Here is a 15,014-nt window from a genome sequence, read left to right as displayed (position 1 = left end):
GCCGCCGGGTTGCGTCATCGCCGGGTTTCGGTGCATGGCGCGCGCAACAGAAAGGATTTTCCCGCCATGTCAGATCCCCATCGTCCGGCTTCCGGCCATCCGGCCCCGCTGCACCTGGGCCAGACCAGCGCCCTGCCGGCATCGCCCGAGGAAGCGGTGCTGGACTATGTGCCCAATCCGCGTGCCGGCACGCTCTATCTCGTGCGGTTTGCCGCGCCGGAATTCACCTCGCTGTGCCCGGTCACCGGCCAGCCCGATTTTGCCCACCTGGTGATCGACTATGCGCCGGGCGAAACCATCGTCGAATCCAAGTCGCTCAAGCTTTTCCTCGGTGCGTTCCGCAACCATAACGGCTTTCATGAAGACGTGACCGTGGGCATTGGCCAGCGCCTGTTCGACGAGATGAAGCCGCAGTGGCTGCGCATCGGCGGTTACTGGTATCCGCGCGGCGGCATTCCGATCGATGTGTTCTGGCAATCCGGCCCGCCGCCCGCAGCCCTGTGGCTGCCCGACCAGGGCGTGCCGGGCTATCGCGGGCGCGGCTGAAGACACAGGCGCCTTGCCACGGATGGACGCAAAAGGGGCGATTCGGCCCCTTTTGTTTTGCATGACTGTCACGCGCGGGACCCGTTAACCATCAAGATGTCAGGTTGAAGTGGTTTTATCCGCACGGATACAGCAGGTTGCGACCATCATTTACCATTGCTTAGGATGCTTTTGCCAAAAACGCGGCAGGGGGCCGGAAACAGGAGACTTGGATATGACCTTTTTCCGCCAGCTGATTACCGACACCGAAGGCGCCACCGCCATCGAATATGGCCTGATTGCCGCCCTCATCTCCGTTGCCGCGATCACCGCCATGGGGACGCTCGGCAACTCGCTGTCCAACACGTTCAATTTCGTGTCGAACGACATGAACAACGCCTCTGACGGTCACCTCTAAGGCGCCAGCGGAACGGCCGTGATCGGCCGGGCCAGGCCTGTGCACGGTTTGGGGTAACCGTGCACAGGCTGTGCTGCCTGCGTGGCCGGCAACCCCTTTTCAAAAAATTAAGGCTATTACTGACCGAAAGTTAGTGTTTCGGCCGGTTCAGCTACGCAAAAATGCGTAGGCCATTTACCATTGGTTAGGGGGAGTTTGCCAAAAGAGCAGCGGGGTTACTCAAACAGGAGACTTGGACATGACCTTCTTCCGCAAGCTCATCAAGGACACCGAAGGCGCCACCGCCATCGAATACGGCCTGATCGCTGCTCTCATCGCTGTTGCCGCCATCACCGCCATGGGCGCGCTGGGCAACTCGCTTGGCAACACTTTCAACCTCGTGTCGAACGACATGAACAACGCTTCGGACGGCAAGCTCTAAGGCTTGATCCTGGCGCGATCGCCCGGGCCACGCCGATGCGGCGGCCGGGGCGGTCCCCAGGTCTGCGACGGTCGCCAGCGATCGGGGCGCAGACCATCCACGGTAGAGGGAAAGGGGGGCGGAAACGCCCCCCTTTCTTTTTGTGTCACGGGCAGGGATCGGGCAGCACGGCGTGCACCGCCTCGATCGCGGCCAGTGCTTCGGGCGGCAGCGTCACATCGGCACTGGCCACGGCCAGCGCCAGCTGTTCCGGCGTGGTGGCGCCAATGATGTTCGCTGCCACGAACGGGCGGCTGTTGACATAGGCCAGCGCCAGGGTGGCGGGATCGAGGCCAAAGGCATGGGCGATGGCGACATAGCGCGCGATCGCAGCGTTGGCATTGAGCGTGTCGTAGCGGGTGAACTGGTTGGCCACGTCGCGCCGCGATCCAGGGGGAATCACCCCGCCCAGATACTTGCCGGTGAGATTGCCCGCTGCCAGCGGCGAATAGGCCAGCAGCGGCACGTTTTCGCGCAGCGCCACTTCGGCCAGGCTGCCTTCGAACAGGCGATTGACCAGGTTGTAGGCATTCTGGATCGAGGCCACGCGCGGCAGGCCCTTGTCGCGCGAGAGACGAAGATACTCACCCACACCCCATGCCGTTTCGTTCGACACACCGATGTGGCGCACTTTGCCGGCCTTGACCAGTTCGCCCAGCGTATCGAGCGTTTCCTCCAGCGGGGTCAGATCCTCTCGGTCCTCCACCTGCGCCAGCCCGCGCGCGCCGAACATCGGCACATGGCGTTCGGGCCAGTGCACCTGGTAGAGATCGAAATGGTCGGTGCGCAGGCGTGCCAGGCTGCCGTCGATCGCCGAGAGGATATTGCGGCGATCGAGCTTGTTGTCGCCGCCACGGAACTTGCGCACCATGTCGCGCGCCGGGCCGGCCACCTTGGTGGCCAGGGTCACCTTCTCACGCTTGCCGGGCTGGGCCAGCCAGGTGCCGATATATTCCTCGGTGCGGCCGATCGTGTCGTTGTGGAACGGCGTGACCGGATAGGCCTCGGCCGTGTCGACGAAATTGACGCCGTGGTCGATCGCGTAATCGAGCTGCGCGTGCGCCTCTGCTTCCGTGTTCTGCGACCCATAGGTCATCGTGCCCAGGCAGATCAGGCTGACATCAAGGCCGGTCGTGCCAAGTTTGCGGGTTTGCAAGGGATTGCTCCATTCGTTGCGGCTTGCGCCTTCTTGCCGATGAATTGCGCAAATGCACATGAGGATTTTTCATCGGCCGAATGGCCAATGGGCAAGGGCCAAAATGCCTTGCAAATGGAAGCAATGGAGCCAGATAAAACCGCCGCACGAGGAGCCATGCCGCACAAACGCCGGCGCCGGCCCGCGTCTGCAGCAGGCGCACCACGATGCGGCGCCACAGCCGATGGAGAGGCACAGGCCATGGCCGTTTTGCAACCCAGTCTCGATCCCGATCCCGATCACGCCGCACGGGTGTTGAATGCGGTGCAATCCTCGCGCGCGGCGGTTTCGGCGGTGGCGGCATCGTGGTGCCGATCGGCGCTGCACCATGGGCTTGATCCGGCTGCGCCGCGCAGCGTGGCAGAGCGGTTGGGCGGGGCCGAACTCAAGGCCCTGCGCGCCGGCAATGGCGAATTGCTGGCGGTAGCGGCGCCGGTGCTCGATCGGCTGTTTGGCAGCGTGGGCCTGGCGGGCGCCTGTGTGCTGATTGCCGATACCGGCGGCGTGGTGCTGGATTGGCGGGCGGGTGATGCTGACGCCAGCCGGTTCGAGGAACTGGGCCTGGCGCCCGGGGCATCGTGGGCCGAGGCCGCCCAGGGCACCAATGGCATCGGCACCTGCCTGGTGGAAGGCCGCGCCGTGACGATCCACCGTGACGAGCATTTTGCCAGCCGCAACGTGGGCGTAAGCTGCATGGATGCGCCGATTTTCGATGCCGAGGGGCGGCTTATCGCCGCGCTAGACATCTCATCGGCGCGCGGCGACCATGATCGCGCGATGGCCGCGCTGATCGCCGCGCTGGTGCAGGACGCCGCCCGGCATATCGAGCGTGACCTGTTCTGTCGCCGCTATGCCGCTGCCCGCATCGTGCTGGCCGGCACCGATCCGGCCGCCCGCGGGCATGCCCTGCTGGCGGTGGACCGCGACGATCTGGTGATCGGTGCCACGCGCGCGGCGCGGCAGCATTTCCGCCTGGGCTCGGGCACGGCGATCTGCCCGCGTCCCCTGGGTGAGTTCCTCGGCGATGGCCAGCCCGCCAGCTTTGACGATGGCGATCGCGCGGTGCTGCGCCAGGCGCTGGCACGGGCCGGCGGCAACGTGAGCAGCGCCGCGCGCCTGCTCGGCATCGGCCGCGCCACGTTCTATCGCCGAATGGAGCGAGTCGGCCTGTCGCTGCGCCACTGACGAATCACGTCTCGCGTCGCTGTCGAACGCAGTTCCGCCGCGTTGCGCTGGCCATTTTGTGTGCGGTGGACGCTGCCTTGTGCAATTTTTTTGCGGCGTCGCCGCGCGCAATGCAATTTGTGCAACTGCCCGACGCGGGACAAATTGCCATATCGTGCCGTGCACCTGGGCCGATTAGACGATCGCCATGATCCGCACCCGCCTTGTTGCCGTCGCGCTTGCTGCGCTTGCCGTTTCTGCCTGCGGCGGGGACAAGACCCACGATGCACGCCTGGCCAAGGCAGGCCCCAACCCATCGCTGGCCGCGCTGATGAACGTGGCCGATCCGCAGATCGGGGATCGCAAGGCCGCTGCGTGCAAGGCCTGCCATACATTTGATGCCGGCGCGCCGGACATGGCCGGGCCCAACCTGCATGGCGTCTATGGCCAGCAAATGGGCCGAAACCGCCCCAGCTTTGGCTATTCCGCCGCGTTGCGCGATGCCGGCGGCAAGTGGGACGATGCCACGCTCGATGCCTGGCTGAAGAACCCGCAGGCGGTGGTGCCGCACACCGCGATGATGTTCGGTGGCATTTCCGACCCGCTCAACCGGGCAGACGTGATTGCCTATCTGCGGTCTCAGGCGCGCTGACCCATTTTACTCGTCACCCTGAACTTCAGGGTGACGAGGATGGCATGCTGCTCATGATGGCGGGAAGGTAATCGCATACGAAGCCACGAACGCACGAAGGAGTTTTTGTCATACCTTCTTCGTGCCTTCGTGGCTTCGTGTGGAAAAATGCACAGCATCCTCGGCACCCAACCCTCTCCCCCGAAAGGGAGAGGGCTTTTTGTGCGGCGTTTACTTGCCGGGATGCAGGCGGATGGCGGCGCCGCCGCCCGGCGCCAGCCACAGGTCGAGGGTGTCGCCCTTTTTCACGGTCTTGGTGTCATAGGCGATCTTGTGGCGCGCGTCGGTTTCATAGGTCGCGCCTTCGCCGTCCTTGTAGATCGTGGCGGTGTAGGTCTTGCCCGGATCGAGCATGTCGAAATGCAGCGTCACGGTGCGCGCGGTGGCATCGTTGACGCCGCCGGCGTACCAGTCGTCGCTCTTGCGGTCCTTGCGCGCAAAGATCGCGTATTCGCCCACTTCGCCTGCGATCAGGTGGCTTTCCGACCAATCGGCCGGCACCTGGCGGATGAAGGCCAGTTCCTTGGGATGGGCGGCCAGCGTTTCGATGAAATCGGCCGCCATCTGGATCGGCGAATAGATCGCCAGGTACAGGCCAAGCTGCTTGGCCAGGGTGGACGCCAGCGGCGCATGCTTGGCGCCTTCCAGGCTCAGTACGCCCGGCGTGAAGTCCATCGGGCCTGAGAGCATGCGGGTATAGACCAGCGTCGGCTCATGGCTCGGCCCGTTGGCGAACTGGCCCCAGGCGTTGTATTCCATGCCGCGCGCGCCTTCGCGGTCGATCCAGTTGGGATAGGTGCGGCGCAGGCCGGTATCCTTGACCGGTTCGTGGGCATCGATCGCGATGTGATACTTGGCCGCGGTTTCCACCACTTTGAGATGGTGTTCCACCTGCCGCTGGCCATCGTGATAGGCCATGGCATAAGTATCGGGGGTGGCGCCCGGGGCGCGGATACCGCCGGCGTCGGCCACATAGCCGGTCTTGACCGAATGCACGCCGAGCGCGGCATACATCTTCATCGCATCGTCAAGCTGGGCTTCGTAATTGGCGATGTTGCCGCCGGTTTCGTGATGGCCGATCAGTTCCACGCCCTTCTTGCGGGCATAGTCGGTAACCGCCTTGATATCGAAATCGGGCGTCGCCTGGGTATAGCTGAAATCCTTGCCATTGCCGAACCAGTTGCCGTTCCAACCCTTGTCCCAGCCTTCGACCAGCACGCCGCCAAAGCCGTTCTTGGCGGCGAAATCGATGTATTGCTTGGTGCGGGCCGTGGTGGCGCCATGGTTGGGCCCTTCCGCCCAGGTCCAGTCGCCGCGGATCATGCCCCACCAGATGCCGATGTACTTCATCGGCTTGACCCAGCTGACATCGCCCAGCTTGTTGGGTTCGTTGAGGTTCAGCTCCAGATCGTTTTCGACCAGGCCAGCGGCGTTGTCGGCAATGCGGATCGTGCGCCAGGGGGTGTTGAACGGCAGGTCACGCGTCACCTTGGGGCCGCCCGGATTGGGCGAAAGGGTGGAGCGGAAGCTGGTGCCGTCGATCCGCTTGAACCACATCGCCGAATAATCGACCAGCGCGGCTTCGTGGAACGCCAGGTGCGTGCCATCGGCCAGCTTCATGGTGATCGGCGTGTGCGCAGTCGAAACGCCATCGATCGGGGTCTTTTGATAGACCTGCTCATAGCGATTCCACTCGCCACCGGGAATCCACCAGGCCGCGCCGTTCTGCGCCAGGTTGAACTCGGTCAGCTCGTCGGCGATCTTCATCGTCGTCATCGCGGCCTGGCTGGGCAGTTCATAGCGCAGGCCGAAGCCATCGTTGAACAGGCGGAAGCGCACGTTCATTTCGCGGCCGCCCCATTCGGGCACCTGCTTGAACTTGACCAGCAGCTCGGTGTGGTTGTCGGTCACGTAGCGGCGCTCGCCCCAGGGCTGTTCCCAGGTGCTGGGCGCGGGCTTGCTGGCTTCGCTGCCGATGATGTGGTTGCCGCGCACCATGGTGGGGCCGTCGGTCAGGATGAAGCCGAGCGAGGACGCGCCGATCAGGAGCTTGCCCTTGCGCGACAGGCTGTAGGTGGGGCGGCCATCGCCATCGATCGCCACGGTCAGCACCAGGCTGCCATCGGGCGAGGCGGCGGTGATCGGGCCATCGTTGACCGCGCCGGGGACAGTGGCGATCTGGGCCAGCGCCGGAAGCGGGGCGCACGCGAGGGTCAGCGCCAGCGGCGCTGCGAGACGGGTGAGAACGGACATTGGGGGGTCAGATCCTCTCTTCGATAATCAGGGCGGCAAAGCCGGGCAGATAGCCCAGGCTCGCATCGTTTTCGGCGACCAGCACCATGCCATCCTGGGCCACATCCTGCGGCCAGGCGACGGGCTGGTTGCCCATGTTGATCACCACCAGCAGCGACTGGCTGGCAAACTGGCGCCGCGCCACAAGCAGGCTGGCATCGGCGTGCAGCACGGCAAAGCTGCCGTGGCGCAGCGCCGGGGTATCGCGCCGCAGGTGCAGCAGGCGGGTGGTAAGCGCCAGCAGCGATGCCGGATCAGCTTCTTGCCGATCGACTGCGCGCGCGAGGTTCTCCTCGCCCAGAGGCAGCCAGGGGGCAGGGCCGGCGGTAAACCCGCCCATCGCGCTTTGCGCCTGCCAGGGCAGCGGGGTGCGGGCGCCATCGCGCGACAGCGTCAGCGGCCAGTTGGCGATCGCTTCGGGGTCTTGCAACTGCTCGAACGGGATATCCACTTGCGTGAGGCCCAGTTCCTCGCCCTGATAGACGATGATGTTGCCGCGCAGGGCGGCAAACAGCACGGCCTTCATCCGGGCATAGGCATCGCGCGCCTCGGGCGTGGCCCAGCGCGACAGCGCGCGCGGCGCATCGTGGTTTTCAAAGGCCCAGCTCGGCCAGCCGATGCCCGGTTCGTCCGGCCACTTGGCCAGCACATCGCGCACCATCACCGGCGTGATCTGCGGGGCATAGAGGAAATCAAAGCCATAGGCGCTGTTGAGACGCGCCGCGCCGGCGGTATATTCCTTCATCTCGGTTTCGGCGAGATCGCCGCCCACTTCTGCCACGGTGAACACCGCGCCATAGCTGTCGCACAGGCTGCGCAGCCGCTCGATGAACGTGATGATGCCGGGGTGCGACTGGTTGTAGATCTTGAGCTGGTAATCGAACGGGCGGGTGCGGCGGCGGCCATCCTCGGGCGCGGGCGGATTGTCGCGCAGCGTGGGGTCGTGCATCAGGAAGTTGAGCGCATCGATGCGGAAGCCATCAACCCCGCGATCGAGCCAGAACTTCATCACCCCCAGCAGCGCTTCCTGCACGGCAGGATTGTGCGCGTTGATCTGCGGCTGCTCGGCCAGGAAATTGTGCAGGTAATACTGGCAACGCCGTGCGTCCCAGCGCCAGGCCGGGCCGCCGAACACCGACTGCCAGTTCGACGGCGGCGAGCCATCGGGCTTGGGATCGGCCCAGACATACCAATCGGCGTGCGGATTGTCGCGGCTCTGGCGGCTTTCCACAAACCACGGGTGCAGGTCAGACGTGTGGGCATAGACCTGGTCGATCGTGACCTTGAGGCCCAGTTCGTGCGCGCGTGCCACCAGGGCATCGAAATCGTCGAGCGTGCCGAACACCGGATCGACATCGCAATAGTCCGACACGTCATAGCCGAAATCGCGCATCGGTGACTTGAAGAACGGCGAGATCCAGATGGCATCGGCGCCCAGCCGCGCGACGTGCTCGAGCCGGGCGGTGATGCCGGCCAGATCGCCCACCCCATCGCCATTGGAATCGGCAAAGCTGCGCGGATAGATCTGGTAGATCGCCGCGCCGTGCCACCAGGGCAGGTCTTGGGCGGAAGACGGGGGCGTATGCTGGGTCATTGGCCTTGCTTGGGAGAAGAAGAGGAAAGGACGCGGCAGACAGCGCTGCCGTATGCGGGCAAGTCAAGCACGATCGAGCCGGGCGCGGCCACCATGGCCGGGCATTGGCCAAGCAGGCTTTCCAGCCGCCGGGCACTGGTGCCGATCGTGCTGGCCGCCTTGATCGGCTGGCCAGAGGTGTTGAATGCGATGAGATATTCGGCGCCCGTTACAGGATCGAACCGTGATACGCTGAACAGGCCGGGCTTTTCGCCATAGCTGCGCGTCAGCTGCGCCCCCCGCGCCAGCGCCGGGTGCGCGGCGCGCAGCGCGTTGAGCCGGGCGATCAGCGTGTAGAGCGGATGTGCGGGGTTGAAATTGTCCTGCGCCGTGGTGCGCGTGGTGCCCAGCAATGGCTGGTCGTTGTAGCTGGCCACCTTGCTGGCGAACATATCCTGGCGGGCGGCCTGGTCGTTGCCGTGGCCGATCATGCCCTGTTCGTCGCCATAATAGACCACCGGGCTGCCGCGCAGGGTCAGAAGCATGGTATGGGCCAGCGCGGTGCGGGCCAGCAGTTCGTCCTGGCCGATGCCGGGGCGATCATGCTCGACCAGCCAGGCAAAGCGGCCGATATCGTGGTTGTCGATGAAGGTCGGCTGGGCCAGTGCCGCCTTGTCACCGCCTTGATAGAGCACGTCGCCGTCGAACAGGTCGGCCAGGACATCGGTGCCCTTGTCCTGCGCCAGCACCGCACGCACGGCAGCGTGGAAGGCAAAGTCGAGCACGTGGGGATAGCCGTCGCGCCGGGTGAAACGGGCGATATAGCCGTTGTCAGGGTTTTCCCGCGCCACTTCGCCAAAAATGGTAAAGTTGGGAATGCCTTCGCCCCGTGCGACCGCTTCCATTGCCGGAATGAACACCTGCCAGAAGCCGGGATCGACATGGCGCGCGGTATCGATGCGATAGCCGTCGACGTGGAACTTGCGGATCCAATCACCATAGATGGCGATCATCCCGGCGCGCACGCGCGGATTTTCGGTGAACACATCGTCAAGCCCCCCGAAATCGCCGAACCGGCTATTTTCGCCGCTGAACGTGCTGTCACCGCGATTGTGGTAATAGATCGGATCGTTGAGCCAGTCGGGCACCTTCACATGTTCTTCCCCCTTGGGAATGAACGGGGTGTAGGCATAGGATGGATCGGTCAACGCCTTGAAATTGGCGGGGCTGGAATCGCTGTCACCGGCAAAGCCGGGATTGATCGCCGGGCCAGCCAAACCGCCCTTGCGGCTGTAGGGATAGTTGGCCTTGTCGCGATAGGGGGCGGCCGCGCCAGCCGGCACTTCGCGATACTGGATCACGTCGGCGGTGTGGTTGACGACGATATCCATATAGACCTTGAGGCCGCGCGCGTGCGCCGCATTCACCAGCGCGGCAAATTCGGCATTGGTGCCGAAGTGCGGATCAACCTGGGTGAAATCGGTGATCCAATAGCCGTGATAGCCTGCGCTTTCCTGCCCCGGCGCGCCCTGGACGGCCTTGTTCTTGAAGATCGGGCCAACCCACAGCGCGGTAAAGCCCATGCCCTTGATATAGTCGAGCTTGGCGATCAGGCCCTTGATGTCGCCACCATGGTAGAAGCCCTTGTCCGCCGGATCGAAGCCCGACTGCAGGCGCCCGCCGGCAATGCCGCCGGCGTCGTTGGCGGTGTCGCCATTGGCAAAGCGATCGGGCAGCACGAAATAGATCGATTCCCCTGCTGCGGGCCGTGCCGCCACGGCCGACGCCGTCGGAACAGCGGCTGGAACGGGGGCTGGGGCGGCCATGGCCGGGGCGAGTGCGGTGGTGACCAGGGCCGCGGCAAGGGCACTGGCAAGGCGGGCTTTCATGCGACAAGTCCTTTGGGGGAAGGCGCCGCGCAATGGCGGGCGATATAGTCGGCGTGGGTGGGATAGGCCGCCACCTCGCGGGAAAACAGCGCGTGCAGCGTATCGAGCCAGCCGGCCAGGTCGGCTTCGGAAACCGCCTCGGCCAGGGCGTGGCTGGTGGCCGGGACGATCCCCTGGCCAACCAAGACCTGGAGCCAGCCCACTTCGCTGAACAGGTCAGACTGATCGCGGAACAGGTGGCCCGCGCTTTGGAACAGGGCGATCTTTTCTGCCAGGCTGGCGGGCAGGGGCAGGTTGCGACAGGCCTGCCAGAACAGCTCTTCGCGTTCGTTGGCCCAGTAATGCAGCACGATGAAGTCGCGGATGCGCGCCATCTCGTCGGCAAACTGGCGGTTGAACGTGTCGCGCACGGCGGCAGCGGGGCGGCAGGTCGGGCCGAACGTCATGATCCGGGCGATCATCGACTGGATCAGATGGATCGAGGTGGATTCCAGTGGTTCGAGAAAGCCGCTCGCCAGCCCCATGGCAATGACATTGTGCGACCAGGCTTGCTGGCGGCAGCCGGTGGTGAAGCGGATCACGCGCGGATCAGCGAGCGGCATACCATCGAGATTGGCGAGCAGGCCAGCCGTCGCTTCATCGTCTGACAGGAACGCATCGCAATAGACGCGGCCATTGCCCGTGCGGTGCTGCAGCGGAATACGCCATTGCCAGCCTACGGCGTGGGCGGTGGAACGGGTATAGGGGGTGAGCGGCGCCGCGCTGGCGCAGGGCACGGCCACGGCGCGGTTGGCCGGCAACAGGTGCGACCAATCATCGAACCCGACGCCCAGCGTGTCGCCAATCAGCAAGGCGCGCAGGCCCGAGCAATCGATGAACAATTCACCGTCGATCACGCGGCCATCATCGAGGCGGACGGCCGTGACATCGCCGCTGGCGCCGTCGCGATCGACCGCCACGATCAGGCCTTCCTCGCGGATCACGCCCTTGGCCTGGGCATAGCGGCGCAGATAGGCGGCATAGAGGCCGGCATCGAAATGGAAGGCGTGCGGCATCTGCGGCACGTTGCGGTTGGTCAGCGGCGCGCCATCGTGCATCTTGCCGGCGCGGGCGGCCAGATCGTTGACGCTGTAATCGCCCAGCGGCCGGGCAAGGCCAAGCCGGTGCGCGCGCGACCAGAAATGGCGGAAGGCGCCCAGGCCGATATCGCGGCCGACATCGCCAAAGGCGTGAAGATAGCTGTGCCCGGGGCGCAGCCAGCCGGCAAATTCGATGCCCAGCTTGAACGTGGCGCCGGTGGCGCGAATGAACTCGGTCTCGTCGATGCCCAACGCCTGGTTGAACATGCGGATCTGGGGAATGGTGGCCTCGCCCACGCCGATCGTACCGATCGCGTCGCTTTCCACCAGAGTAATGCGGGTGTTCTCGCCCAGGAAATGGCCCAATGCGGCCGCGCACATCCAGCCTGCCGTGCCACCGCCAACAATGGTGATCGAACGTGCTACTTGGCTGTCCATGGCCCTGTGCCCCCCGCAGGAAAGGATCGGGCGCGCAAACAACGCCCTGCAATCCAATGCAATCGTGTCATGGCGGCGGCGGACGGTCCAGCCTGGACCGCCCGCCGCCTGAGGGAACTTACAGCTTGTAGCTGACCGTCAGGTAGAAATCGCGACCATATCGCTGGTAGTCGATCACCTGGCGCGGATCGTTGTTCTGGTAGGTGATGAACGGACGATCGGTGAGGTTCTTGGCCTGGAACATGACCGCGAGACCTGCCAGCGACGAACCGGGCTGGAATTCATACCCGATCTGCGCGTCGAGAATGCCTTCCGACTTGGCCGTGCGATAGGTCGGGTTGGCCGACAGACCGGCCACTTCAGCCAGGAAGCTGGAGCGGAAGCGATAGTTGGCGCGCGCCTGGAAACCGGCCTTTTCATAATAGACCGAACCGTTGGCCACCCAATCCGACAGGCCGGGCAGGGTGATCGGGTCGTTGGGGTTGTTGGCAAAGACGATGCGGCTGTCGGTGTAGCTGACCGAGCCGAACACGCCGAACCCGTCGAGGGCCGGGGTGAACAAGGCGAAGGGCAGCGATACGGTGGCTTCGGCGCCCTTGACGTTGCCCTTGCCGGTGTTGCCGGGCGCGGTGACCGGACCCACCGTGGTGGCGATCTGGTCACGGATGCTGGCCGGCAGGCTCGCAACCACAGACTTGAAGTCATAGGCATACGAGTTGTTGGGATCGACGAAGTCGGTCAGGCGCTTGTAGTAGAGCGCTGCCGAGACATAGCCGCCCTTGGCAAAGTAATGCTCGGCCGAAAGATCGAGGTTGGCCGACTTGTAGGGACGCAGCAGGGCGTTGCCGCCGTTCGAACTGAAGAACGGACGGGTCGGATCGGTCGACCCGATGTTGGTCGGGTTGATCGAGAATTCCTGGTTCACGCGCTCCTGATCCAGGCGCGGACGCACCATGGTGAGCGAGCCGGCGAGCTTCAGGTAGGTGGCCGGAGCGAGTTCCAGCGCAAAGTTGGCGCTGGGCAGCACGTTCCAGTACTTGGCGCCGCCGTGGGCAGGCGTGACGATCACGTTGCCGGTGGTGGCATCGAAGTTCGACAGCGAACCGTTGCTGCTCTGGTCGGTGTAGATGCCCTGGACGCCGACGGTGCCCGACAGGCGCTTGCCGCCCACGTCACCATCCAGCTTGATCATGGCATAACCGGTCCAGACCTTTTCGGTCACCGAGTTGTCGCGCACCAGCGAGACCGGACGGTTGTCGTAAACCGAATTGTACGCATTGTTGTACAGGTACATCGGATCGAGCGCGAGCATGCGCGGCACGCCGAGGTAGGCGAGTGGAACCGTGCCGATGATCGCGGCCTGCGGGATCGGGGCAAAGGTGGTAGTGCCGCTGCCCGGGGTGCAGCCGGTGCCGCCGCCCTTGGGGCACAGGAAGTACGACGTGAACGCCGAGGTCTTCTTGCGGTAGCTGTAGTTGGCGCCAACTTCCCAGCCCTTGAGCAGGCCGCCCTGGGCGAATTCGCCATCCAGGCTGGCGCGCAGCGAAGCGAGATCGTCCTTGAAGCTGGGCTTGTTGAGGAAGCCGGCCTGGACCACGGCCGTGGTGCCGTTATAGCCCCAGCCGCGCGGATCGGTGATGCCGAAGTTGGCGGCGTTGCCATAGTCAAGCGTGGGCACGATATCGAACGTGCCGTTGCCGTTCTGCGAGATGTGCAGCGTGTCGCGCGCGCCGGCGTTGATGTAGCCGGTGCCCGAATAGTTTTCGAGCAGGAAGTCGGTGCGCTTGGCGTGGCTGTAGCTGGCATCCACCGTCAGGTGCATCGTGTCGCCCAGGCCGATCACGTTGTTCCAGCCGATCGACAGGTTGTCTGCCTTGCGCTGGTTGTAATCGTTGCGCATCACGGCCTTGACGTTGCCGATCGTCGCGTCGGTGACGAAGCCGTTGTTCACCTTGTAGCCCGGCTGGATCACCGTGGTGTCACCACCGCCCAGGCCAGACCAATCGGGGAAGATCGGGAATTCGATGCCGCGCAGGTGCTGCGTTTCCTTGAAGTGCGAATAGAGCACGTCGAGCGTCGAATGCCAGTTGTCGTTCGGCTGGTATTCCAGCGTGGCAACGGCGCCATAGCGGTCCAGCATGTTGGACTGCACATAGGGCTTGGCACCGCCCAGCATCAGGGTCTTGCCATCGGCCAGGGTGGGGAAGCCCCAGGCGTTGTAGCGTTCGTCCTGCGACGGGGCCGAGGTGGCCGAAACGCCGATGGCGATGCCAAAGGTGTCATCGGCAAACTTGTCGACATAGGTGGCCGAGGCGCGATAGCCGTAGCGCTTGCCGTCCGGGTTGAGCTTCTGCATGCCGTTCATCTGGCCGCGCAGCTGCACGGCGATGACGCGGTTGGCCTGGGCCAGCGGGCGCAGCATGCGCAGGTCGACCGTGCCGGAAATGCCCGCCGCGATCAGCGAGGGATCGGCGGCCTTGTGAACCACCACGTTCTTGAAGAATTCCGAGGGATACTGGTCGTATTCGACGCCGCGGTTGTCACCCACGGTGACCTGTTCGCGGCCGTTGAGCAGCGTGGTCGAAAAATCCGGGCCAAGGCCACGGATCGACAGGCGCTGGTCGCGCCCTTCTAGGCGTTGCGCGGTCACGCCGGGCAGGCGGGCCAGCGAGTCCGCGATCGACACGTCGGGCAGCTTGCCGATGTCTTCGGCCGAAACCGCTTCGACGATGGCGATGGAGTTGCGCTTGATCGAGGCCGAGGCATTGAGCGAGGCGCGAATGCCCGAAACCACGATGGCGCCCTGTTCGGGCGTGGCATCGGCAGCGGCCTGAGGAGCCTGCGGTGCCGGGGTTTCCTGGGCGAGGGCCGGGCTGCTGCCGGCCAGAACGGTCGCCAGCGCGACCAGCGAGCAGCGCAAGCCGCCCGCAGAAACTGCGTGATGTGCCATGATACCTTCCACTCCCCCAGCCGGCCTGCAGCCGGCTACGAACCTTGTTGGCGTGCCCATCGCCAAGGCGGCGATCGGCTGAATGCGCGACACCCGCCAGGTGCGTCATCCCGTCATGCGGGGATGTGACACCTGGTTCCACCGGATCTCGCTTGGTTTCAAATTACGCCGAAGCGGGCCGCGAGCGAATATGGCATACGTATACCATGCATTGTGTATGTCTTCGCGAATGCGAAAAAATCCATTGTATTACATGCGTATAGATCGATGCATCATGCATTTGGATAGGCATTTTATCCGGGATTGTTGCATAATTTTGTTCTTATGCATAAGAATGGTA

11 protein-coding genes are annotated in these 15,014 nt (G+C 64.3%); 5 read left to right on the top strand and 6 right to left on the bottom strand.

Going from position 1 to position 15,014, the window contains the following annotated elements; translation table 11 throughout:
• Positions 1–66: 66 nt before the first annotated feature.
• The 3 genes from queF to IP65_RS01965 all read left to right on the top strand — a co-directional run bounded on the left by queF (position 67) and on the right by IP65_RS01965 (position 1,364).
• Positions 67–546 (top strand): preQ(1) synthase, encoded by a 480-nt coding sequence (gene queF / locus IP65_RS01975; protein WP_054130565.1) that lies wholly within the window; start codon positions 67–69, stop codon positions 544–546.
• Between the two features lie 214 nt (positions 547–760).
• Positions 761–943, top strand: coding sequence for a Flp family type IVb pilin (locus IP65_RS01970; protein ID WP_022678626.1), 183 nt, complete (start codon positions 761–763; stop codon positions 941–943).
• A 238-nt stretch (positions 944–1,181) separates the two neighbouring features.
• A complete protein-coding gene (locus IP65_RS01965; protein WP_054130878.1) occupies positions 1,182–1,364 on the top strand; it encodes a Flp family type IVb pilin in 183 nt (60 codons plus the stop codon).
• 145 nt (positions 1,365–1,509) lie between these two features.
• On the opposite strand, the gene IP65_RS01960 is transcribed toward IP65_RS01965, so the two are convergent.
• A complete protein-coding gene (locus IP65_RS01960; RefSeq protein WP_054130877.1) occupies positions 1,510–2,559 on the bottom strand; it encodes an aldo/keto reductase in 1,050 nt (349 codons plus the stop codon).
• A 240-nt stretch (positions 2,560–2,799) separates the two neighbouring features.
• Between IP65_RS01960 and IP65_RS01955 the strand changes: the two genes are divergently transcribed.
• Both IP65_RS01955 and IP65_RS01950 read left to right on the top strand, forming a co-directional pair.
• Complete coding sequence (locus IP65_RS01955; protein ID WP_054130564.1) at positions 2,800–3,783, top strand: GAF domain-containing protein; 984 nt, start codon at positions 2,800–2,802, stop codon at positions 3,781–3,783.
• Positions 3,784–3,970: 187 nt separating this feature from the next.
• Positions 3,971–4,414: a cytochrome c family protein gene (locus IP65_RS01950; RefSeq protein WP_054130563.1), complete on the top strand. Its 444-nt coding sequence runs from the start codon at positions 3,971–3,973 to the stop codon at positions 4,412–4,414.
• 210 nt (positions 4,415–4,624) lie between these two features.
• Here the strand turns inward: IP65_RS01950 and IP65_RS01945 are convergent, their stop codons facing one another.
• The 5 genes from IP65_RS01945 to IP65_RS01925 all read right to left on the bottom strand — a co-directional run bounded on the left by IP65_RS01945 (position 4,625) and on the right by IP65_RS01925 (position 14,674).
• On the bottom strand, positions 4,625–6,706 hold the full coding sequence (locus IP65_RS01945) for a glycoside hydrolase family 97 protein (protein WP_054130562.1): 2,082 nt from the start codon (positions 6,704–6,706) through the stop codon (positions 4,625–4,627).
• A gap of 7 nt (positions 6,707–6,713) precedes the next feature.
• Positions 6,714–8,339: an alpha-amylase family glycosyl hydrolase gene (locus IP65_RS01940; protein ID WP_054130561.1), complete on the bottom strand. Its 1,626-nt coding sequence runs from the start codon at positions 8,337–8,339 to the stop codon at positions 6,714–6,716.
• Positions 8,336–10,207, bottom strand: a complete 1,872-nt coding sequence (locus IP65_RS01935; protein WP_054130560.1) for an alpha-amylase family glycosyl hydrolase — start codon at positions 10,205–10,207, stop codon at positions 8,336–8,338. Before IP65_RS01935 ends, IP65_RS01940 begins: the two co-directional genes overlap by 4 nt.
• Complete coding sequence (locus IP65_RS01930; RefSeq protein ID WP_054130559.1) at positions 10,204–11,724, bottom strand: tryptophan halogenase family protein; 1,521 nt, start codon at positions 11,722–11,724, stop codon at positions 10,204–10,206. The genes IP65_RS01935 and IP65_RS01930 overlap by 4 nt, the downstream gene beginning before the upstream one ends.
• A 118-nt stretch (positions 11,725–11,842) precedes the next feature.
• Complete coding sequence (locus IP65_RS01925; protein WP_054130558.1) at positions 11,843–14,674, bottom strand: TonB-dependent receptor; 2,832 nt, start codon at positions 14,672–14,674, stop codon at positions 11,843–11,845.
• Positions 14,675–15,014 lie beyond the last annotated feature (340 nt).

The organism is Novosphingobium sp. AAP1, from assembly GCF_001295765.1.
Lineage (GTDB): Bacteria > Pseudomonadota > Alphaproteobacteria > Sphingomonadales > Sphingomonadaceae > Novosphingobium > Novosphingobium capsulatum.
This window is presented reverse-complemented; position numbering and strand designations above follow the sequence as displayed.

What these genes read in the sequence shown, in the direction of transcription:
- queF (WP_054130565.1), top strand. Translation starts at nt 67, where the DNA reads ATGTCAGATCCCCATCGTCCGGCTTCCGGCCATCCGGCCCCGCTGCAC.
- IP65_RS01970 (WP_022678626.1), top strand. Translation starts at nt 761, where the DNA reads ATGACCTTTTTCCGCCAGCTGATTACCGACACCGAAGGCGCCACCGCC.
- IP65_RS01965 (WP_054130878.1), top strand. Translation starts at nt 1,182, where the DNA reads ATGACCTTCTTCCGCAAGCTCATCAAGGACACCGAAGGCGCCACCGCC.
- IP65_RS01955 (WP_054130564.1), top strand. Translation starts at nt 2,800, where the DNA reads ATGGCCGTTTTGCAACCCAGTCTCGATCCCGATCCCGATCACGCCGCA.
- IP65_RS01950 (WP_054130563.1), top strand. Translation starts at nt 3,971, where the DNA reads ATGATCCGCACCCGCCTTGTTGCCGTCGCGCTTGCTGCGCTTGCCGTT.
- IP65_RS01945 (WP_054130562.1), bottom strand. Translation starts at nt 6,706, where the DNA reads ATGTCCGTTCTCACCCGTCTCGCAGCGCCGCTGGCGCTGACCCTCGCG.
- IP65_RS01940 (WP_054130561.1), bottom strand. Translation starts at nt 8,339, where the DNA reads ATGACCCAGCATACGCCCCCGTCTTCCGCCCAAGACCTGCCCTGGTGG.
- IP65_RS01935 (WP_054130560.1), bottom strand. Translation starts at nt 10,207, where the DNA reads ATGAAAGCCCGCCTTGCCAGTGCCCTTGCCGCGGCCCTGGTCACCACC.
- IP65_RS01930 (WP_054130559.1), bottom strand. Translation starts at nt 11,724, where the DNA reads ATGGACAGCCAAGTAGCACGTTCGATCACCATTGTTGGCGGTGGCACG.
- IP65_RS01925 (WP_054130558.1), bottom strand. Translation starts at nt 14,674, where the DNA reads ATGGCACATCACGCAGTTTCTGCGGGCGGCTTGCGCTGCTCGCTGGTC.